12 protein-coding genes and 1 tRNA gene are annotated in these 21,042 nt (G+C 64.3%); 9 read left to right on the forward strand and 4 right to left on the reverse strand.

All coding sequences use genetic code 11. From position 1 onward, the window contains the following. Positions 1-22 precede the first annotated feature (22 nt). The 3 genes from MTR72_RS39265 to MTR72_RS39275 are packed head-to-tail and all read left to right on the forward strand — an operon-like array spanning position 23 to position 3,497. Entirely contained in the window at positions 23-1,228 is a 1,206-nt protein-coding gene (locus MTR72_RS39265; RefSeq protein ID WP_280963977.1) for an amino acid ABC transporter permease, read from the forward strand. Next, complete coding sequence (locus MTR72_RS39270) at positions 1,225-2,745, forward strand: amino acid ABC transporter permease (RefSeq protein WP_280963976.1); 1,521 nt, start codon at positions 1,225-1,227, stop codon at positions 2,743-2,745. The genes MTR72_RS39265 and MTR72_RS39270 overlap by 4 nt, the downstream gene beginning before the upstream one ends. An 11-nt stretch (positions 2,746-2,756) precedes the next feature. Then, complete coding sequence (locus MTR72_RS39275) at positions 2,757-3,497, forward strand: amino acid ABC transporter ATP-binding protein (RefSeq protein WP_280963975.1); 741 nt, start codon at positions 2,757-2,759, stop codon at positions 3,495-3,497. A 68-nt stretch (positions 3,498-3,565) separates the two neighbouring features. Here the strand turns inward: MTR72_RS39275 and MTR72_RS39280 are convergent, their stop codons facing one another. Next, on the reverse strand, positions 3,566-4,600 hold the full coding sequence (locus MTR72_RS39280) for a cysteine synthase A (protein WP_280963974.1): 1,035 nt from the start codon (positions 4,598-4,600) through the stop codon (positions 3,566-3,568). Positions 4,601-4,684: 84 nt separating this feature from the next. Continuing rightward, positions 4,685-5,914 (reverse strand): cyclopropane-fatty-acyl-phospholipid synthase family protein, encoded by a 1,230-nt coding sequence (locus tag MTR72_RS39285; RefSeq protein WP_341512283.1) that lies wholly within the window; start codon positions 5,912-5,914, stop codon positions 4,685-4,687. A gap of 894 nt (positions 5,915-6,808) precedes the next feature. Here MTR72_RS39285 and MTR72_RS39290 point away from each other — a divergent pair. From MTR72_RS39290 to MTR72_RS39310, 5 genes are read left to right on the forward strand one after another with little or no spacing between them, the layout of a single operon-like run. Next, complete coding sequence (locus MTR72_RS39290; protein WP_280970985.1) at positions 6,809-8,260, forward strand: efflux transporter outer membrane subunit; 1,452 nt, start codon at positions 6,809-6,811, stop codon at positions 8,258-8,260. Continuing rightward, complete coding sequence (locus MTR72_RS39295; protein ID WP_280963971.1) at positions 8,250-9,650, forward strand: efflux RND transporter periplasmic adaptor subunit; 1,401 nt, start codon at positions 8,250-8,252, stop codon at positions 9,648-9,650. Before MTR72_RS39290 ends, MTR72_RS39295 begins: the two co-directional genes overlap by 11 nt. Positions 9,651-9,686: 36 nt before the next feature. Next, positions 9,687-12,836, forward strand: a complete 3,150-nt coding sequence (locus MTR72_RS39300) for an efflux RND transporter permease subunit (RefSeq protein WP_341512284.1) — start codon at positions 9,687-9,689, stop codon at positions 12,834-12,836. Beyond that, positions 12,836-15,943, forward strand: coding sequence for an efflux RND transporter permease subunit (locus MTR72_RS39305; protein WP_280963969.1), 3,108 nt, complete (start codon positions 12,836-12,838; stop codon positions 15,941-15,943). Before MTR72_RS39300 ends, MTR72_RS39305 begins: the two co-directional genes overlap by 1 nt. A 41-nt stretch (positions 15,944-15,984) precedes the next feature. Beyond that, complete coding sequence (locus MTR72_RS39310; RefSeq protein WP_280963968.1) at positions 15,985-16,725, forward strand: tRNA-uridine aminocarboxypropyltransferase; 741 nt, start codon at positions 15,985-15,987, stop codon at positions 16,723-16,725. Positions 16,726-16,778: 53 nt separating this feature from the next. Here the strand turns inward: MTR72_RS39310 and MTR72_RS39315 are convergent. Beyond that, positions 16,779-16,852 (reverse strand) — tRNA-Cys (locus tag MTR72_RS39315). A gap of 389 nt (positions 16,853-17,241) precedes the next feature. On the opposite strand from MTR72_RS39315, the gene MTR72_RS39320 reads away from it, so the two are divergent. After that, positions 17,242-20,553 carry a DUF7379 domain-containing protein gene (locus MTR72_RS39320; RefSeq protein ID WP_280963967.1) on the forward strand — a complete coding sequence of 1,104 codons (3,312 nt, stop codon included), beginning with the start codon at positions 17,242-17,244 and terminating at the stop codon, positions 20,551-20,553. Between the two features lie 103 nt (positions 20,554-20,656). On the opposite strand, the gene MTR72_RS39325 is transcribed toward MTR72_RS39320, so the two are convergent. Next, complete coding sequence (locus tag MTR72_RS39325) at positions 20,657-20,836, reverse strand: hypothetical protein (protein ID WP_280963966.1); 180 nt, start codon at positions 20,834-20,836, stop codon at positions 20,657-20,659. Between the last annotated feature and the right edge of the window lie 206 nt (positions 20,837-21,042).

Below are 21,042 nucleotides of genomic sequence, written 5' to 3' on the forward strand. Positions count from 1 at the left end.
CGCCTGATCCGCGGCTGCGGCGATGAACACCGAGCCCCGTAAACCGCCGCTGCAAATCGCGCTGAAGATCAGGCGCGTGCTTGGCGGCAAGGCCGGCTGGAACGGCGTTGCCGTCCAGTTTGCCTTCGCGGCGGTGCTGGGCTGGATCGGCTATGAGATCATCTCCAATGCCCGTGCCAACCTGGAAAACCAGCACATTGCCGCGGGATTCGGCTTCCTCAGGAACAATGCGGGCTTCGACGTCAATCAGACCCTGATCTCCTATACGGGCTCGGACACGTTCCTGCGGGTGTTCGTGGTCGGGCTTCTGAACACGCTCGTGGTCTCGGTGGTGGGCATTGTCTTCGCCACCGTGATCGGTTTTATCGTTGCGCTGTGCCGGCTTTCGCCCAGTTGGCTGCTGTCGCGCGTCGGCGGGATCTATGTCGAGGTCATCCGTAACCTGCCGCTCCTGTTCCAGATCCTGTTCTGGTACCTGGCGGTGCTTGCCGCCTTGCCAAATCCGCGGCAGAGCATTTCCCTCCTCGGCATCGCCTTCATCAGCAACCGCGGGCTGGTTATTCCCCGCCCGATCGGCGAATCCGGACTCGAGCCGTTTTTGACGACACTCGCATTCGGCATCATTGCCTCGCTTGTGTTGAGGGTCTATGCGCGGCGCGCGCTGTTTCGGTACGGCAGGATGATCGTCGTCTGGCCCTACGTGCTCGGCCTCCTGTTCGGGCTCCCGCTCGTCTCAATGCTGGTGTTCGGCCTGCCCTTCACCTTCGAGCTGCCGCAGCTCAAGGGCTTCAATTTCGCCGGCGGCTCGCGGATCATCCCGGAGTTCGTGGCGCTGACGGTGGCCTTGTCGACCTATACCGCCGCCTTCATCGCCGAAATCGTGCGTGCCGGCATCCTGTCCGTCCACAAGGGGCAGATGGAGGCGGGATCCTCGCTGGGCCTGAGCCGCGGCAACACGCTCCGGCTGATTGTCGTGCCGCAGGCGATGCGCGTCATCGTCCCGCCGCTGACCAACCAGTACCTCAACCTCACCAAAAATTCCTCGCTGGCGGTCGCGATCGGCTATCCTGATCTGGTTTCCGTGTTTGCCGGCACGTCGCTGAGCCAGACCGGGCAAGCGATCGAGATCATTGCCATGACGATGGGCGTATATCTGTTGATCTCGCTCATCACCAGCGCCGTCATGAGCATCTACGGTTGGCGCATCAGCCGGAGCCTGGGCGCATGAGCGATATCGCCTCGTCCTCCTTCGTCCGTCACGACTTGGTCGCCGAGCGTCCGGCGCCGGTGAAGACCACCGGTTTCATCGGCCTGATACGCACCCGTCTGTTCAATTCGCCGACCAACATTCTGCTCACGATAGTGGGCGGCTTGCTGCTCTGGTTCACCATCGTTCCCTCCGTCAAGTTCCTGATGGTTGACGCAGTCTGGACCGGCAACGACCGGACGGCCTGCCTGACCGAGAATGTCGGGTTTGCGGTTGGAGCCTGCTGGCCCTACATTCAGGCAAAGCTCCCGCAACTGATCTACGGTTTCTATCCGGAGGCCGAGCGTTGGCGGGTCAACCTCGCACTCATCCTGGCGGTGATCCTGCTATTGCCGCTGCTCGTTCCGCGCCTGCCGGCCAAGGGGCTGAACGCAGGCCTGTTCTTCTTCGCCTTGCCGGTGATCGCATTCTTCCTGCTGCATGGCGGCGGCATTACCGGCTTCGGTCTCAGTTGGACAGCCGGCCTGCTGCAATTGTTCGACGACAGCATCATCGGCGCCGGACAGGTCCTGCTCGGTCTCAGCAAGAACTCGGCGATCGCACCGCTCCTTTGGGCTGTCGGCCACCTCGTCATGCTGGTCGGTACCGCGATCTATTGGCTGATCTTCCCGCTGACCTGGCTTCGCGATCAGATCCAGGAGACGGGCCGCTCGGTGTGGGTCGATTTCGCCATCACCACAGCGGTCGTCTCCCTGATCGCCTTCTTCCTGGGCGGCGGCATTCGCACCGGTTGGCGCGCCCTGGCAGCGAGCATCGCCACCTTCATCGGCATTGCCGCGGTGATCAAGCTGATGGGGCTCGACCACGGCGGACTGCCAATCGTGCAGACAAATTTGTGGGGCGGTCTTCTGGTGACGCTGGTCGTCTCCGTGACCGGAATCGTCACCTCGTTGCCGATTGGCATCGCGCTGGCTCTTGGCCGCCGCTCAACCATTCCGCTGATCCGGATATTTTCGATCACCTTCATTGAGTTCTGGCGCGGTGTGCCGCTGATCACCGTACTGTTCTTCGCCACCTACATGCTGCCGCTGTTCCTGCCTGGCAATTTCACGGTCGACGGCCTCGTGCGCGCGCTGATCGGCATTGCGCTGTTCACGGGCGCGTATCAGGCCGAGAACGTCCGTGGCGGGCTCGCCGCGATACCACGCGGGCAGGGGGAGGCCGCGGCGGCGTTGGGGCTGTCCTGGTGGAAGACAACCTCATTGATCGTGCTGCCGCAGGCGCTGCGCCACGTCATACCGAACCTCGTCAACAGCTTCATCTCGCTGTTCAAGGATACCTCGCTGGTCTCGATCGTGGCACTGTTTGACCTTTTGGGCTCGTTGCGCGCATCGTTCTCGGATCCGAAATGGTCCACGCCATCCACTGCGTTCACGGGCTTTGCCTTCACCGGGATCATCTATTTCATGTTCTGCTTTGGAATGTCGCGCTACTCGCTCTTCGTCGAGCACCGTCTCAACGCCCACCGTCGCAACTGATCGAGTTCACCATGTCAGACAACCAGATCGTCAAGATTTCCGGTCTCAACAAGTGGTACGGCGACTTTCACGTGCTGCGCGACATCGACCTCGAGGTCGAGAAGGGCGAGCGCATCGTGATCTGCGGCCCTTCCGGCTCGGGCAAGTCGACGCTGATCCGCTGCATCAATGCGCTCGAGGAATTCCAGGAGGGCGAGATCGTCGTCGACGGCATCGAACTCGGGCCAAACCTCAAGCACATCGATGCGGTGCGCCGCGAGGTCGGCATGGTGTTCCAGAGTTTTAATCTATTCCCGCATCTGACCGTGCTGGACAATTGCACGCTGGCGCCGATCTGGGTCCGCAACATTCCCAAGAAGGACGCCGAGGCCACCGCGATGAGATTTCTGGAGCGGGTCAAGATCCCGCACCAGGCCAACAAGTTTCCGGGGCAGATGTCCGGCGGCCAACAGCAGCGCGTCGCGATCGCGCGGGCGCTGACAATGAATCCGAAGGTGATGCTGTTCGACGAGCCGACCTCGGCGCTCGACCCCGAAATGGTCAAGGAGGTGCTCGACACCATGGTCGACCTCGCCAAGGAGGGCATGACCATGCTGGTCGTCACTCACGAGATGGGCTTTGCGAAGGAAGTCGCCAACCGCGTGGTGTTCATGGATGCCGGCCAGATCATCGAGGCCAACACGCCCGGCGAGTTCTTCGCCCACCCGCAGCACGCGCGCTCGAAGCTGTTTTTGAGCCAGATCCTGCGTTAGGCGAATAGCGAATGGCCGGTAGCGAATTGGATGATCCATTCGCTATTCGCCACTCACCATTCGCCCACTTAGACGAACGGCGGCTTGATGTTGCTGCGCTTCTCCAGCCACTCCGGCACCGGCAAGTTCTTGGCGCGCATGAAGTCGGCATTGAACAGTTTTGACTGGTAGCGGCTGCCGGAATCGCAGAGCACGGTGACGATCGTCTTGCCCGGTCCGAGCTGCTTGGCGAGGTGCATCGCGCCGACGATGTTGATGCCGGTCGAGCCGCCGAGGCACAGGCCTTCGTGCTGGAGCAGCTCGTAGATCACGCTGACGGCTTCGGCGTCGGGAATGAGATAGGAATCATCGACCTTCGCGGTCTCGACGATCGCGGTCGCGCGGTTGAGGCCGATCCCCTCGGTGATCGAGCCGCCCGACGTGGCCTTGGCTTCGCCGGTCCTGAAATACTCGTACATGCCGGCGCCATGCGGATCGGCGCAGGCGATCCTGACGCTCTTGTTCTTCTCCTTGAGATAGCGGCTAACGCCGGCAAGCGTGCCGCCGCTGCCGACCGAGCAGACGAAGCCGTCGACCTTGCCGCCGGTCTGCTCCCAGATCTCCGGCCCCGTGGATTCGTAATGCGCCTTGGCGTTGTCGAGGTTGTTCCATTGGTCGGCGAACAGGACGCCGTTCGGCTCCTGCTTGCGCAATTCGTCGGCTAGGCGGCGGCCGACATGCTGGTAGTTGTTGGGATTGGCATAGGGCAGCGCCGGCACTTCGATCAACTCGGCGCCGCACAGCTTCAGGAAATCCTTCTTCTCCTGGCTCTGCGTCTCCGGGATCACGATCAACGTGCGATAGCCGCGGGCGCTAGCGACGACGGCAAGACCGATGCCGGTGTTGCCGGCGGTCGCTTCCACAACGAGACCGCCGGGCCGCAAATCGCCGCGCTTCTCCGCCTCCAGAATCATCCATTTGCCGGCGCGGTCCTTGACCGACTGGCCCGGATTCATGAACTCAGCCTTGCCCAGGATGGTGCAGCCGGTCAATTCCGAGGCTTGCTTGAGCTTGATGAGCGGGGTGTTGCCGATGGCTTCGACAACGTCATTTCGAATGGTCATGTCAGGCATTTACCGGTCGGTTTCGCAATTCGGGGTCGACCCTAAAGGAGGGTTGCCGGGCATACAAGCCGAGGCTTCGAACTGTCATTGCTGCTTTGCGAAGATGACCTGCCGGACGTCGATATTCCCGGACAGGAAGCCGGCCTCGCAATAAGAGAGATAGTACTCCCATAGCCGCCGGAACCGGTCGTCGAAGCCGAGCGGGGCGAGGTGTGGCCATGCCGAGCGGAAGTTATTTCGCCAGGTGGCAAGTGTCTTGGCATAATCTTGCCCGAAGATGCGCTCGCGGATGACAGGAACGCCGAACCGGTCCCCAAGCGACTTGAGCACGGCGGGCGAGGGCAGCATGCCGCCCGGAAACACGTAGCGCTGGATGAAGTCGACCTCGCGCCGGTAGCTCTGGAACAACTTGTCCTGGATGGTGATGGCCTGGATCCCGGCGAGGCCGCCTGGCAGCAGCCGATCACGCACCTGCGCGAAATATTTGGGCCAGAACTGCTCGCCGACGGCCTCGATCATCTCGATCGAGGCGATCCGGTCGTAGCGGTCGCGCTCGTCGCGATAATCCTGCAGACGGATCTCGACTTTCTCGGACAGGCCTGCTTCGTGAATTCGCTTCTGCGCAAAGTCGCGCTGCTCGGTCGAGATGGTCAACCCGACCACGCGCGCGCCAAAGGTTTTCGCGGCAAACTCGGCGAAGCCGCCCCAACCGCAACCGATCTCGAGCAGCTTCTGGCCAGGGCGGAGATCGAGCGCTTCGGCGAGCCTGCGGTACTTGTTGGTTTGCGCGGCCGTAAGATCGGCCGTGCTCTCCTCGAACAACGCCGAGGAGTAGGTCATGCTCGGATCGAGCCAAGCCGAATAGAATGCGTTGCCGATGTCGTAATGGGCGTGGATGTTGCGCCGCGCCTGGCGGCAGGTATTGCGGTTGAACCAGTGCCGGACCACCTGGACGAACCGGATCAGCGGCTTGTCGCGCAGCATGGTCCGGATCAGGTCGTGGTTGACGCAGAACACCAGGAGGAATTGGGTGAGGTCCGGCGTGTCCCAGTCACCGGCGAGATAGGCTTCCGCGATTCCGATGTCGCCGCCATTGATCAGCCGCGAAGCGAAGCCGAAATTATGCAGCCGCATAGTTGCATTCGGGCCGGCCTCCAGGCCGCCGAGCCGGATCACACGGCCATCCGGCAGAATGACGTCGAGTGTGCCGCGCCTCAGGCGCGAGCCGAAAGCCAGCGCGAGGCGAACGATGCGCGGCAGGTCGGCAAGCACCGTCTCCACATTGTCGGGGGTCACCGAGATGGCGTTCGGCATCGGCGGATCCATCACCTGAACTGGTTCAGGCTGACCGCGAGCCAGGCGCGCCCCATCCCGGCTTCTGTCGCTGGACCCAAGCGCGCCCCCCAAACGGTCAGCGGCGGACAATATAGGCGGGTGTTTTGTCGGCCGCCAAGATGGTTTCGTGGCGATGCTGCCAGCGACATTCCATCATGGGACCAGGCGTCCGCCCTTGCGTTGGAGCCGGTTTCAAGAGTGGGCAAGTCGCGCCATTTGAAACGCGCGAGCGGCGGGCACGGCGAAGCGCATGCACCTCGACGGTCTCGACGCCCAGATGGGCGAACATCGCGGGGATCGTTGAGCTCGTTGTAGCGTGATGCCGATCGCGATCGCGAACGGCGTGCCGCCGGGCGTGCAGCGGGCGGCCATATGCCTTCACGGCATAGCGGCGTGACGGCGTCCAGGCCACCGCATTGCCGGGCATGTCTGTTCCGACGACTGCAATGCGCGTGCGAAAGCGTTCCAGGCCCGATGTCGGGCCGGCTACGCTGTGGGGTTTCGGTGGCGTGCAAAACCGACGTCGGCGTCAGGGTGTCGTTGTGGCGGCAATATCAGATGAAATCTTGGTAAGCTGACGGCGCTGTGCGGCGTCGCGGAAATACAAAAAACCCTTGCGGCATGGGCACAATTTGCATTTCTGCGGTTTGGAGATCGCGCCTCACAAGTGTGCGTTTCGCTGTTGCGGGACTGTCCCGCGGTTCCGCACCCGGGTAGTATGGAATTAAGGTTCCAGGAAAGCATCACCGTTGTGAGCGAGTTAGACAAAGGCCCCCGACTGTCCCGCCGCGAATCGGCTATTCCGATGGCGCGGCGGCGGCTTGATCTGCCCGGCAGGGGGTGGATGTGACAGAGGAAGTCCCGGCGGTCGCCATGTGGCGATCCCTTGGTTCGGCTTCCCGGGCGCTGCGTGCGGCGCGCTGGCTCGCGGTGATGTGTCTTGCAGCAGGCTCGGGTGCTTGCGTGCTGACGCAGGATCTGCCCGATCCCGCGCTCGATGTGCCCGCAAAATATAAATATGCCGGCAAGCCCGACGCGCCGCCGACGCTGGATTGGTGGCGTGGCTTCCGCTCCACGGAACTGACGCAGCTTATGGAAGAGGCGCAGACGGTCAATCTCGACATCGCGGCCGCGGTGTCGCGAATCGTCGAGGCCGATGCCCAGGCGCGGCAGGCCGGCGCGGCGCTGCTGCCGAGCGTGTCGGGCACCGGATCGGAAACCTACTCACGCACGTCCGGCTCGAGCGCGTCGGGCCTTTCCATTGGCGGCCGCGAGGTCGTCAACTATTCGGCCTCGCTGAGCGCGAGCTATCAGCTCGACTTCTGGGGCCAGAACCGCGACGCGCTGCAGACGGCGGAAGAAACCGCCAATGCGAACCGTTTCGATCGGGACGTTGTCGCGCTGACGACGCTCGCAAGCGTCGCCAACGCTTATTTCCAGGTGCTGGCGTCGCAGGACCGCCTGCGGACTGCGCAGAGCAACATCGCGAGCGCGCAGCGCATCCTCGATGCCATCAAGGATCGCCGCAAGGCCGGCACCGGCACCGATCTTGACGTCGCGCAGCAGGAGAGCGTGCTGGGCAATCAGAAGGCGCTGGTGCCGCCGCTGCGCCAGACGCTCGACCAGAACGTCAATGCGCTCGCCGTACTGGTGTCGCGCCCGCCGGAGAGCGTACGCGTTCTCGGCGGCTCGCTGAACCGGATCGCGATTCCCAAGGTGACGCCGGGCCTGCCGTCTGAGCTGCTGACGCAGCGGCCCGACATACGACGGCAGGAGGCGCAGCTTGCCTCCGCGACCGCCAACATCGGCAATGCCCGCGCGCAGTTCTTCCCGAGCATCCAGCTCACCGGCAATGGCGGCTATCAGAGCTCGGCACTCACATCGCTGTTCCAGCCGCATGCGGCGTTCTTCCAGCTCGTCGGTAGCGCCACGCAGCCGATCTTCGACGGCGGCAGGATTCTGGGCAATTTCGAATTCGCCAAGGCGCGTCAGGACGAATTGCTGCAGACTTATCGCAAGACCATCGTCCAGGCCTTCGCCGACGTCGACAACGCGCTTTATTCGATCAGGCAGACGACGATCAGGTTGCAACTGCAGCGCGAGGTGGTCGCGTCGTCGCGTCGCGCCTTCGATCTTGCCGAGCAACAGTTGCGCGCTGGAACGGCCGACATCGTGGCCGTGCTGAACGTCCAGCAAACACTATTTCAGGCGGAAGATGCGTTATGGCAGGCGCAGCTCGCGCGGCTGCTGGCGATCGTCAGCCTGTACCAGGCGCTCGGCGGCGGCTGGGAGCCGAGGATGGAGAAACCGGTCAATGCTCTTTAAGCCGGATGCCAAGGAAGGCACGAAGGAGGCGATCGCGAAAAAATCCTCGCGCGGCCACGGCTTCGTCATGACGCTGATCACGCTCGCGATCCTCGGCGGCCTCGGCTATGTCGGCTGGACCGCGATGCATCAGCAGCCGCAGCAGGGCAATGGCCGCAACGCGCGGCCTGATCTGCCGGTGCCGGTGCTGGCGGCAACGCCGCGCATCCAGGATGTGCCGGTCTATCTCGATGGCGTCGGCGCGATCCGCGCCCTCAACACCGTGACCGTGCGCTCGCAGGTCGACGGCAAGCTGATCGCGGTCAACTTCACCGAAGGCCAGGACGTCAAGAAAGGCGATGTGCTCGCCGAGATCGATCCCGCGATCTACCAGGCTCAATACGATCAGGCGGTTGCGAAGAAGGCGCAGGACCAGGCCCAGCTCGCCAACCAGCGCATCGATCTGACGCGCTATGAGCAACTCGCCGCCTCCAACGCCGGCTCCAAGCAGCAGGCCGACACGCAGCGCGCGCTGGTCGCGCAGACCGAGGCACTGGTCAAGGCGGACCAGGCCGCGATCGACAATGCGGCGGCAACCCTGAGCTACACCAAGATCGTGGCGCCGATCTCGGGCCGCGCCGGCCTGCGCCAGGTCGACCAGGGCAACATCATCCACGCCGCCGACACCACCGGCCTCGTGGTGATCACGCAGCTTCAGCCGATCGCGGTGTGGTTCAGCCTGCCGCAGCAGCAGATCACCCGCGTCAACGCGGCTGCCGCCAAGGGCCGGCTCGCCGTCGACGTGTTCGGCAATGACGGCGTCACCGTGATCGATACCGGCAAGCTGACCGGCATCGACAACCAGGTCGACCAGACCACCGGCACGCTCAGGCTGAAGGCCGAGTTTCCCAACGCCAATTACCAGCTCTGGCCGGGTCAGTTCGTCAATGTCCGCCTTAAGGTCGAGACGCTGCCGCAGGCGCTGGTGGTGCCGACATCGGCGGTGCAGCGCGGTCCGATCGGGACCTTCAGCTACGTGATCGGCGAGGGCGATATCGTCTCGGCCAAGCCCGTGACCGTGACGCAGCAGAACGAGCATGACGCCGTGATCGCGAGCGGCTTATCGCCGAACGACCGGGTGGTCACCACGGGCTTTGCCAATTTGTCCGACGGCTCCAAGGTGGTCGTGGGCCGCGACGACCAGACCCCATCGGCCGATCTCGCCCCGCGCAAGCGCTCGCGCGGACCGCAGGGCAATGACGGGCAGAAGGGCGGCCAGACCAAGGATGGTCAGGCCAAGGACGGGCAGGAGCGCCGCGCCAAGCGAATGAATGGCGAGGGCGACCAGAAGGGCCAGACCGGGCCGGCGCAGGGGGCTGAATCATCGGGAGGTGGAGCGAAGCAGCCATGATCCCGACAACAGCCGCTTGAGCGGCAGGCGCATCCCATGGGCGTCTCCGAACCATTCATTCGCCGTCCGATCGCGACCTCGCTGCTCGGCATCGCGCTGCTGATCGGCGGCGCGCTTGGCTATTTTGCGCTGCCAGTGTCCGCGCTGCCGCAGGTCGACTTCCCGACGGTGCAGGTGACGACGCAGTTGCCGGGCGCCAGCCCCGACGTAATCGCCTCGCTGATCACCGCGCCGCTGGAGCGGCAGCTCGGGCAAATCCCGTCGCTGTCAGCGATGAACTCGACGAGTTCGTTCGGCGTCAGCCAGATCTCGCTCCAGTTCGACCTCAATCGCGACATCGATGGCGCAACCCAAGACGTGCAGGCCGCGATCAACGCCGCCGCCGGCGTACTGCCGAAGACGCTGCCTTACCCACCGACCTACGCCAAGGTGAACCCGGCGGACGCGCCGGTCATGACCCTGGCGCTGCGCTCCGAGACGATCTCGCTGCGGGTGATGAGCGACATCGCCGATACGATTTTGGCGCAGCGGCTGAGCCAGATTTCCGGCGTCGGGCGGGTCTCGGTGCTCGGCGGCTTGAAGCCTGCGGTGCGCATCCAGGCCGATCTGGCGCGGCTTGCGGCCTATGGCATCGCCATGGAGGATCTGCGCACCGCCATCGCCAATGCCAACGTATCCGGACCGAAGGGCTCGCTCGATGGCGCGCAGCAATCCTACATCATCGCAGCCAATGACCAGATCGCTGCAGCCGACGCCTACAGACCGATCATCATCGCCTACCGCAACGGCTCGCCGGTCACGATCGGCGACGTCGCGCAGATCGTCGATGGCCTCGAGAACGACCGCACCGGCGGCTGGTACCAGGGCACGCCGGCCGTCATCATCGACATCCAGCGCCAGCCCGGCGCCAATGTGATCGACGTCGTACGCCAGATCCGCACCGAGATCCCGAAGGTCCAGCGCGCCATTCCGGCGGGCGTCAACCTGACGGTCGTCTCCGACCGCACCGAGACCATTCGCGCCTCGGTCCGCGACGTCCAGTTCACGCTGATCCTCAGCGTCGTGCTGGTGACGCTGGTGGTGCTGTTGTTCCTGCGTTCGCTGCGGGCGACGCTGATCGCGGGGGTAGCACTGCCGCTGTCGCTGATCACGAGCTTCGGCATCATGTACTTTGCCGGCTTCAGCCTCGACAATCTGTCGCTGATGGCGCTGACCATCGGTACTGGTTTCGTCGTCGACGACGCCATCGTGATGATCGAGAACATCGTCCGGCACATGGAGAACGGCGAGAGCGCGATGGAGGCCTCGCTCAGGGGCGCCAGCGAAATCGGCTTCACCGTGATCTCGCTGACGGTATCGCTGATTGCGGTCTTCATCCCGCTTCTGTTCATGTCGGGCCTGGTCGGGCGGATGTTCCGCGAATTCGCGCTGACGCTGACGATCGCAGTCGTGACCTCGGCCGTGGTCTCGCTGACGCTGACGCCGATGATGTGCTCGCGCCTGCTCAAGGCTGCCCATGAGGAGCTGGCGGTGCCGGGCCTGGCAGCCATCAGCCGCTTCATCGACCGCACCGTCGAGGTCTACCATTCGACGCTGCTCTGGGTGCTGGAGCGCCAGCGTGCCACGCTGGTCGTCACCTTCGCCACGATGATTGCGACCCTGGTTCTCTACGTGGTCGCGCCAAAGGGCTTCCTGCCGCTGCAGGATACCGCCTCGATCACGGCGGTGACCGAGGCGGGGGCGGACGTGTCCTTCGCGGAGATGCAGAAGCGGCAGACCGAGGCCGCCGATGCCATCAAGGCCGACCCCGACGTCACCGGCGTCGTCTCGGTGATCGGCGCAGGCTCGGTCAACCCGACCACTAACGTCGGACGCCTCGTCATGACGCTGAAGCCCCGTGGTGCGCGGCGCGACGATGTCGGCGTGGTCGTGACCCGGCTGAAGCAGAGGGTGGCCGGAATCCCCGGCATGACCGTCTATTTCCAGCCGGTGCAGGACGTGCAGATCTCGACCCAGTCCAGCCGGTCGCAATACCAGTACACGCTGACCGGCACCGATGCGACGTTGGTGTCGGAATGGGCGCGCAAGCTGGTCGCGGAGATGCGGCGTGATCCACTGTTCCGGGACGTCTCCTCGGAAGCGCAGGAAGGCGGGCTGCGGGCGCAGCTCGACGTCGATCGCACTCGCGCCGGCCAGCTCGGGGTCAGCCTCCAGGGCATCACCGACACGCTGAACGATGCGTTCGCGCAGCGGCAGATTTCCACGATCTACGGCCAGGCCAATCAGTATCGCGTGGTGCTGGAGGCCTTGCCGATGTACCAGCGCGACCCCTCGATCCTCTCAAAGCTCTATCTGCCGGGTGCCGCGAGCATCATCGCCGGCGCGCCGAACGCTCAAGTGCCGCTGTCCGCCGTGGCGACACTGAAGCGTACCACCGCGCCGCTTGCGATCTCGCACCAGGCGCAATTCCCGGCGGTCTCGCTGAGCTTCAACCTCGCGCCGGGCGCGGCGCTCGGCGACGCAGTCGCGGCGGTGAAGACGATCGAGACCCGCATCGGCATGCCCAACAGCATCGTCGGAGTCTATGCGGGCGATGCCGCCGAATTCGCCAAGGCGCTGGCGGGCCAACCCTGGCTGCTGCTCGCCGCCGTGATCACGATCTACATCGTGCTCGGCGTGCTCTATGAAAGCTACATCCACCCGATCACCATTCTCTCGACGCTGCCCTCGGCCGGCGTCGGCGCGATCCTGGCGCTGGTGCTGTGCGGCCAGGACCTCTCGGTGATCGGCCTTATCGGCATCATCCTGTTGATGGGCATCGTCAAGAAGAACGCGATCATGATGATCGACTTCGCGCTCGAGGCCGAACGCGGGCAGGGGATGTCGGCGACCGAAGCGATCGTGCAGGCCTGTCTGCTGCGCTTCCGCCCGATCATGATGACGACGCTGGCGGCGTTGTTCGGCGCACTGCCGCTCGCGATCGAAAGCGGCACCGGCTCCGAGCTGCGCTTTCCGCTCGGCATCTCCATCATCGGTGGCCTGCTGCTCAGCCAGCTCTTGACGCTCTACACCACGCCCGTGATCTACCTCGCGCTTGACCGCATCAACCGCCGCCTCGAGCAGGCGCTGCCGCCGGCCGAATCCGGCGGTCCGCCGGTCGCCGGCGCGACCGAAGGGATGCAGTGATGGCGTCGATCTCGGAGCCGTTCATCCGCCGCCCGGTCGCGACCACGCTGCTGTCGATCGGGCTGTTTCTGCTGGGTGTCGTCGCCTACGAGTTCCTGCCGGTCGCTTCGGTGCCGAATGTCGACTTCCCCGCCATCTTCGTCTCCGCGACGCGGCCCGGCGCCGATCCTTCGGTGATGGCGGCGACGGTGGCCTCGCCGTTGGAACGGCGGCTGGGCGAAATCGCAGGCATCAACCAGATCACCTCGACGAGTTCGCTGGGCACGACCAGCATCCAGCTCCAGTTCGACATCGGCCGCAACATCGACAAGGCCGCCCGCGACGTGCAGGCCGCCATCAATGCTTCGCTCGTTGACCTGCCGAGCGACTTGCCGACGCTGCCGCGCTTTCGCAAAGCCAACACCGCAGGCGCGCCCGTGTTCGTGCTGGCGCTGACTTCGAAGACGCTCTCGGCGAGCGCGATCTACGACGTCGCCGATACCGTGCTGGCGCAGCGCATCTCACAGGTGCCGGGCGTCGGCGACGTGACGGTGAGCGGTGCGGACCAGCCGGCGGTGCGGATCCAGCTCAATCCGGTAGCGCTGTCGAACGCCGGCATCGCCACCGATGACGTGCGCACCGCGATCATCAACGCCAATCCCCTCGGCCCGGTCGGCATCTTCAACGGCGATCGCCAGAGCGAGACGCTATCGCTCAACCGGCAGATGCGCACGGCCAAAGAATTTCGCGACATCGTCATCAAAAGCTCGAACGGCAATTTCGTAAGGCTCTCCGACGTCGCCGAGATCGAGGACGCCGTCCGCAACGCGCGTTCGATCGCCTGGTTCAACAAGCAGCCGGCGGTGCTGATCCAGATCACCAAGCAGGGGGACGCCAACGTCATCGACACTGTCGACCGGGTCAAGGCGCTGATCCCCAAGCTGAAGCAATGGATTCCGGCCGGCGTCGAGATCTCCACCCTGGTCGATCGCACCGGCACGATCCGGGCCAGCGTGCAGGACATGCAGTGGACGCTGCTTGCGACCGCCGTCCTGGTGATGGTCGTGGTGTTCGTGTTCCTGCGTCGCCTCACCCCGACCATCGCAGCCGGCATCTCGGTGCCGCTCGCGCTCGCCGGCACTTGTGCCGGCATGTGGCTGGCCGGCTTCTCCATCGACAATCTGTCGCTGATGGCCCTCGCGATTTCAGTCGGCTTCGTGGTCGACGACGCCATCGTCATGATCGAGAACATGTTCCGCAACCTCGGGCATGGCATGCGGCCGTTCCAGGCAGCGCAGGAGGGGGCTCGTCAGATCGGCTTCACCGTGGTGTCGATCAGCCTGTCGCTGATCGCGGCTTTCACGCCCCTGATCTTCATGGACGGCATCGTCGGCCGGCTGTTGCGCGAATTCTCGCTGACGCTCACCTTCGCGATTCTGGTCTCGACGCTGGTGTCGCTGACGGTGACGCCGATGATCTGCGCCCATTATGTCCGGCAGACCACCTCGGGAACCGCAACGCTGTTCGATCGGATGATCGAGGGATCGTTGTCGCGCATCGTCGCCTTCTACACGCGCACCTTGCGCGTCGTGCTGGAGTTTCCGCTGCTGACGCTGCTGGTGTTCTTTGCCACCATCGGCCTCACGGTGACGCTCTACGTCAAGGTGCCCAAGGGCTATTTCCCGACCGATGACTCGGGCTTCGTCATCGGCGCGACACGCGCCTCGGCCGATATCTCGTTCCAGTCGATGCTGGGCCTGCAGCAGCGGCTTGCCGACATCGTGATGCAGGATCCAGCGGTGGCCGGGATCGGCTCGACGGTCGGTAGCGGCGGCGGGGGACCGGGCGGCGCGACCTCGAATCGCGGCATCATGTACATCAGCCTGAAGCCGCCGGAAGAGCGCGGCTATATCTCGACGCAGCTCGTGATCGACCGGCTGCGACGCGCGCTGTATCCCGTGCCCGGCATCCGGCTCTTCATGTTTGCCGCCCAGGATGTGCGCGCCGGTGGACGGCAGAGCGACTCCGATTACCAGTATACGCTGACCAGCACGGACCTCGGCCTGTTGCAGAAATGGGCCCCGATCGTGGCCAAGCGCATGGAGACGGTCGAAGGCATTACCGACATTTCCAGCGACCGCGATCCCGGCGGCCTGCAGCTTACGCTGAATATCGACCGCCAGAAGGCCGCGACGCTTGGCGTCAAAGTCCAGGACATCGACAACGCACTGAATAACGCGTTCTCGCAGCGGCAGATCTCGATCATCTACACCCAGCGCAACCAGTATATGGTCGTGCTGGAGATCGATCCGAAATTCCAGGTCGATCCCTCCAATCTCGATCGCATTTACGTCGCCGGCGCGGGCGACGCGCAGGTGCCGCTGTCGGCCGTGGTGCACGCGACGCGTGGCCTTGCCGCGCTCGCGGTCTATCATTCCCAGGCATTCCCCTCGACCACCGTATCCTTCAACCTCTTGCCGAACGTGCCGCTCCAGGTCGCCACGGAGAACATCCAGCGTGCGGTCGAGGGATTGCACATGCCCGAGGGCATCCGCGGCAGCTTTGACGGCAATGCCGGCGATTTCGCCAGGACCAGCGGCCGCCAGCCGCTGCTCATCCTCGGCGCGCTGGTCGCGATGTATATCGTGCTCGGCGTGCTCTATGAGAGCCTCGCCCATCCCCTGACCATCATCTCGACGCTGCCCTCGGCGGGCCTCGGCGCGCTCCTGGCCTTGCAGGTCACCAATACGCCGCTGACGGTGATCGCCTTCGTCGGCATCATCCTGTTGATCGGCATCGTCAAGAAGAACGGCATCATGATGGTCGATTTCGCGCTCGATACCGAGCGCCAGCGTGGCCTGTCCTCGGCGGAGGCGATCTTCGAGGCCTGCCAGGCGCGCTTCCGTCCCATCCTGATGACGACCATGGCGGCGCTGTTCGCCGGCATCCCCCTCGTGATCGCGACTGGTCCGGGTACGGAGCTCCGGCGTCCGCTCGGAATCACCATCATCGGCGGCCTGTTGGTCTCGCAGGTCCTGACGCTCTACACTACGCCTGTGATCTATCTCTTGATCGACCGCCTGCGGCGGCGCTCCGAGCCGCGCGCGCTGGCCGCGCCGGCGGAATAGGCGGGTTGTTGCCGCGCCCCGCGGAGCGTATAGCGGCGGCCATGTCGAACCCACAGGACACGACGGCTGCGGCAGTCGCGCCGATCCCCGAATGCCCGCACTGCCAGAAGCCGATGCCGCTGTGCATCTGCGACAGCGTCATGCCGCTCAAGAGCCGCATCGCGCTGCTGATCCTCCAGCATCCGCAGGAGCAGGACAGGGCGCTCGGCACTGCGCGCCTGACGGCGAGGCATTTTGCCAACGCCACGGTGCGGGTCGGCCTGTCCTGGCCAAGCCTTGCCAAAGCGTTGGGCCGGCCGGTCGAAAATCCCGCGCGCTGGGCCGTACTCTATCTCGGCTCGGCGCGCGCGGCCGAACTCGAGGCCGAGGGCGACATCGTGGCACTCACCCGCAAAGGCGAGATTGCCGAGAACCAGCGCGCCATCCTGAGCAAGATCGAAGGCGTGGTGCTGCTCGACGGCACCTGGAGCCAGGCCAAAGCGCTGTGGTGGCGCAATCCCTGGATGCTGAAGTGCCAGCGCGTGATCCTCAACCCGGCCCACCCGTCGCGCTACGGGCGCCTGCGCCGCGAGCCGCGCCGCGATGGGCTCTCGACCATCGAGGCGGCTGCCGTGATGCTGGCGGGCCTGGAACGGCGTCCCGACATCGCCGAGGCGCTGCACGCCAGTTTTGAACGGATGTTAGCGCGGTATCGCGAGGTCCAGGCGACGATGCCGGAATTGGCACCCAAGCCGGTTCCAAAGGGGCGCCGGCGCGACTTCCGACGCGGCAAGCGGCACTAAGTCTCCATCCCGTCGGGGACGAAAAATGCTGTAAATATTTCAATGAGTTGGAATGGAGGCCACGACCAGAATTGAACTGGTGTAAACGGTTTTGCAGACCGCTGCGTAACCACTCCGCCACGTGGCCCCTGTGAGGGCGGAGCAATATAGGGGATCAACCGTTTAGGCAACCGCCTTCGTCCGACTTTGCCGGGCCCCGCGGATCGGGCTGGCACGGCCGCATTCGCGCACGATCGGGCGGTCGAAATTCGCGGCACGAGTTGACCAAAGCAGTCCTCGCTCAGCTCCGATGTGCGTGGGGGCTCGGGACGATTTTCACGCGACGCCGACAAGCCCGTCAACGACAAAAGGTCTCGCAGTCCGTGAGGCCGAACGCCGCATCGGATGAGCTCATTCGCAGGACGGCGCCAAGGACTGAAATTCATCTGCGCACGGTCAGGAATTGAACGTCGGGACAGGCTTGACGGATACAACCCTTGGTAGGAATCCTCATTGATCGCCAATGGAGGGGGCCACATGGCAACGACACCGATGGCAACCGGCGTGACCATCACGCACCCCGAGAGCGTTCGTGTGGAAGTCCTAACTCCCGATGTGCCCGGCGTCGCCGTTCGCCGGATGCGGGCAAGTCCGGGTGTCTCGCCCGCATTGCCGTCGGGTCTCGCCGATGCCGGCCTGACCGTGGCCGCCGACGGGATCCTGGTGCCGCCGCGTGGCGCGCAACGATCCATGCGAGCAACTCCGGGGGACATCCCGCGCGTGGAGGTCGATATCGCGCCGGGTGAGGGCGCCGTGGTGCTGGTCGAGGCCAACGGCGTGTTTACCTGGGTCACGCCGGACGAGGTGCCCGGTCCGCCCGGCGCGCGCCGGGCTCAGCGTCAACTTTCTTTCACCCTGGTGAGGCCGCCGGCCGTCGCTCCCCCTGGGGCGGCACCGCCGCGCCGCAACGTCTTCACCGACTGGCTGGTCGATGCGGTGCTCGACCAGGTCCGCGTCGTCGTGTTCAAATATGTCGGTCGGTGGGCGGCGGCAACGCTTGCCGCGCGCCTGGAAGGCGCGCTCCAGCCTGGGCCCGTTGCCATGCCGAGTCTGGACATCGAGACCTGGCGACCTCTCACGATCCAGGCGACGACGGCCGGACCGGCGCAGAAGATCCTGCTGTTTGTCCATGGCACGTTCTCGTCAACGCGGGGCAGCTTCGGCCATCTCGTCTCGCATCCGAAGGGTCGCGCATTCCTTTCGGGCGCGCTGAAGGCGTACCATCTCATTCTCGGCTTCGATCATCGCACGCTGACCGAAGACCCAATGACGAATGCGCAGCAGATACTGACGGCCCTCGGCGGCCTCGCCCTGCCGGAAGGCTCGAAGATCGATGCGATCGCCTATAGCCGCGGCGGACTCGTGCTGAGGAGCCTGATGGAAGGGCTGCTCGGTGGTGCCGATGCCGTGCTGCCCGGCGTGGTCTTCAACCGCGCGGTATTCGTCGGCTGCACCAATGGCGGGACGCATCTGGCCGAGCCGGAAAACGTCAAGGACCTTCTCGACACCTACACCAATCTGTTCGCACGCGGCTCGACCATGCTCGGTTCGTTCGGTGGACCGACCGGGATAGCGATCGGAAAAGCCTTTTCGACCAGCGTCAGCCTGTTGGGGCGTTTCGCTCAAGCGCTTGCCGATGCGGCGATCGAAGACAACGTGGTGCCCGGTCTGGCGGCGATGCGCCCGGATGGGAACGTTGTCACTCAGTTGAATCAAGCGCAGAATCCCGGCTCGCCCAACACGACATATTTCGCGGTTTCGGCCAACTTCGAGCCGGCATTCGAGATCGGAGCGGGGATCGCCAAGGAAACGGCGGAACTGCTGATCGATCGTATCGCCGATCGCCTGTTCAAGGATCAGGCCAACGATCTGGTGGTCGACACGGCCGCGATGACCGCGTTGGGTACACTTTCAGCCCGCCTCGCCAGCGAGCACGAATTTCCGTTTGGCGAGACCGACAGGGTCTACCACATCACGTATTTTGCTCAGCCCGAAGTCGCCGATAAACTGTCGGGGTGGCTGGGATTGCCAGCTCCAGCGGAATTGCTCGCCCCGCCGATTCCGGCCTCTGCACCATCAGTCGTACTCGAGGCGGCACCGGTCGTGCCGCCAGTCACACCAACCGCGCCTGTTGGAAGGCCGCTCAGAAGAGGCGCGCTGCCCACTGGCCGCGTCCTGATGTCGGACGAGCTTCGCGGGATAAAACTCGACAAGCTGCTGCCGGATTCCGAAAACCAGCCGGCGACAGGCCGGGTCAGGACGGATTCGGAATGTCATTTTGCCGCGCGAATGCCGCCGAACCCGCCGCTTGGCAAGCGAACGCGTCTGGAGGTGATCGTGTCGCGCGCCGCCATTGATCTCGCGGTCTCGGCGACGAGTGCCAAGAGCGGCCCTGTGGCCGTCTCGTTGGCTCAACCGCTGACGATCGAGGTCATCGGATTAAAGAATGCGCGCGTGGTCGATCCCGTGCCCGCCGAGGTCGTCACTGAAGCTCCAGCCGACGACAATCCGGTGACATTCGTTTTCCGGGTCGACGGTGTGGCATTCGGAGCTGCCGAGTTTCTGGTCGAGATCCGTCAATCCGCCCGCGTCCTGACATCCTTCACGCTGCGCCCAATCTTCATCGACGACGAAAGCGAGATGCTCACGGTCACTGCATCTGCGACCGTCAATCCTGCCGCGCAGCGCAACGCCGTCCTGCGCATCTACGAGATCCAGCCTGTTCCCGGCCGCATCTCCCTGCGCTTCGATCTCGAATGCGCCGATCCGAACATCAACATCAACCAGACGATATCGCTGCGCGACGGCTTCAATCGGGAGAGCTACGTCACCGAACTGCTCAAGAATGTCGAGACGGCCTGGTTCAGCGACTCGATCTCGCGCGAGCGTTTCATGACACGGTTGCGTGCGATCGGCGAGGACATGGCCAACGAACTGCTCCCCGAACGCCTGCGGCGCGCGTTATGGACGAACCGCAAGCGCATTGCGGGGATCCAGGTCCTGTCGGAAGACACCAGCTTTCCCTGGGAAATGATGTTCCTGGCAGATCCCGATCGCCAGGACGTCGACGGCGAAGGCTTCCTTGCCGAGTATGGCCTCATCCGCTGGCTGCACGATACGCAATGGCCGCCGCGGCGGCTGTCGGTCCGGCCGAACCACGTTCGCTATGTCGTGCCGAACTATCCGGTGCCAGACTACGAGCTTCCCGAGGCGCAACAGGAGCGGGAGGTTTTGAAGACGATGTTTCCGGGCGCGGTGCAGCTCGAGGCGGATTCTGTGGTGTTGAACGCGCAATTGCGGCGGCCGGGCCCGATCGACATTCTGCATGTCAGCGGCCACGGAACGTCTACGGTCGGCGGTGTCATCCGGGCGAGCCTGCTGATGACCGGGCGCCTTGGCCAGGATGGGCGCTACGAGACCGATGAATTGACGGACTCGATCGTGAAGACCGCATTGGCGTTCGACGCCAACAGTCAGCCGATCGTTTTCCTCAACGCCTGTCAGGCCGGCCGTTCCGGTAATTCGATGGTGGGGGTCGGCGGATTTGCCGCCGCATTCCTGAAGCCGGTATCGACCCGCGGAGCCGGCGCCTTCATCGGGGCGCAATGGTCGGTCGGCGATTCAACGGCTTTGATCTTTGCCAAGAAATTCTACGAGAGCCTGCTGGGCGGCCAGACGCTGGTGGAGGCGACCCGCGCGGCCCGCAACGCCTCGAAAGACGCCGGCGAGTTGTCGTGGCTCTCCTATACGGTTTATGGCGATCCGGCCGCCACGGCCGTGCGCCCCTGATGGCGGCGGAGCCGTGATGATTCAGTTTGCCTGAAGGCGAGGAGGTACCGGGCGCCAAGAATTGATCGTCATGCGCCGGGCCATTTGGTCAGGCGCGGATCGTTCAGCAGGCCGCGTACCAGTCGTCCGGAAAAGGCAAGAGGGGCCAGGCGCCCTCGTTGTCATTGGCAGCCTTGGGCGCTGCGTCGTACGTCCACGAGCGGGGCACGAATTCCTCCTCCGGCGCGGGCGCCATGGCGTCCCGGACGGCATCCAGCATCAAGTTGAATTCGGCTTCGCTCATCACACCCTCCGGAACGCGGATGGCGCAATGTCGCAAAACCGATTTGTTTCTCGATTGAGCCGATCGTTCGCATTTTAACGATCCGGCGATCGGGACCCGATTGGTTAGCGATTCCTGAAAATCCCAATGCCAACCTAGGATCGCGCCGCGGGGGCCAAGTGTGAAAGAAGTCACATCCTCGCAAGCTTATTTCCCCAGCTCTTCAT

This window comes from Bradyrhizobium sp. ISRA442 (genome assembly GCF_038085055.1).
Taxonomy (GTDB): domain Bacteria; phylum Pseudomonadota; class Alphaproteobacteria; order Rhizobiales; family Xanthobacteraceae; genus Bradyrhizobium.

What these genes read in the sequence shown, in the direction of transcription:
- MTR72_RS39265 (WP_280963977.1), top strand. Translation starts at nt 23, where the DNA reads ATGAACACCGAGCCCCGTAAACCGCCGCTGCAAATCGCGCTGAAGATC.
- MTR72_RS39270 (WP_280963976.1), top strand. Translation starts at nt 1,225, where the DNA reads ATGAGCGATATCGCCTCGTCCTCCTTCGTCCGTCACGACTTGGTCGCC.
- MTR72_RS39275 (WP_280963975.1), top strand. Translation starts at nt 2,757, where the DNA reads ATGTCAGACAACCAGATCGTCAAGATTTCCGGTCTCAACAAGTGGTAC.
- MTR72_RS39280 (WP_280963974.1), bottom strand. Translation starts at nt 4,600, where the DNA reads ATGACCATTCGAAATGACGTTGTCGAAGCCATCGGCAACACCCCGCTC.
- MTR72_RS39285 (WP_341512283.1), bottom strand. Translation starts at nt 5,914, where the DNA reads ATGCCGAACGCCATCTCGGTGACCCCCGACAATGTGGAGACGGTGCTT.
- MTR72_RS39290 (WP_280970985.1), top strand. Translation starts at nt 6,809, where the DNA reads ATGTGGCGATCCCTTGGTTCGGCTTCCCGGGCGCTGCGTGCGGCGCGC.
- MTR72_RS39295 (WP_280963971.1), top strand. Translation starts at nt 8,250, where the DNA reads ATGCTCTTTAAGCCGGATGCCAAGGAAGGCACGAAGGAGGCGATCGCG.
- MTR72_RS39300 (WP_341512284.1), top strand. Translation starts at nt 9,687, where the DNA reads ATGGGCGTCTCCGAACCATTCATTCGCCGTCCGATCGCGACCTCGCTG.
- MTR72_RS39305 (WP_280963969.1), top strand. Translation starts at nt 12,836, where the DNA reads ATGGCGTCGATCTCGGAGCCGTTCATCCGCCGCCCGGTCGCGACCACG.
- MTR72_RS39310 (WP_280963968.1), top strand. Translation starts at nt 15,985, where the DNA reads ATGTCGAACCCACAGGACACGACGGCTGCGGCAGTCGCGCCGATCCCC.
- MTR72_RS39320 (WP_280963967.1), top strand. Translation starts at nt 17,242, where the DNA reads ATGGCAACGACACCGATGGCAACCGGCGTGACCATCACGCACCCCGAG.
- MTR72_RS39325 (WP_280963966.1), bottom strand. Translation starts at nt 20,836, where the DNA reads ATGAGCGAAGCCGAATTCAACTTGATGCTGGATGCCGTCCGGGACGCC.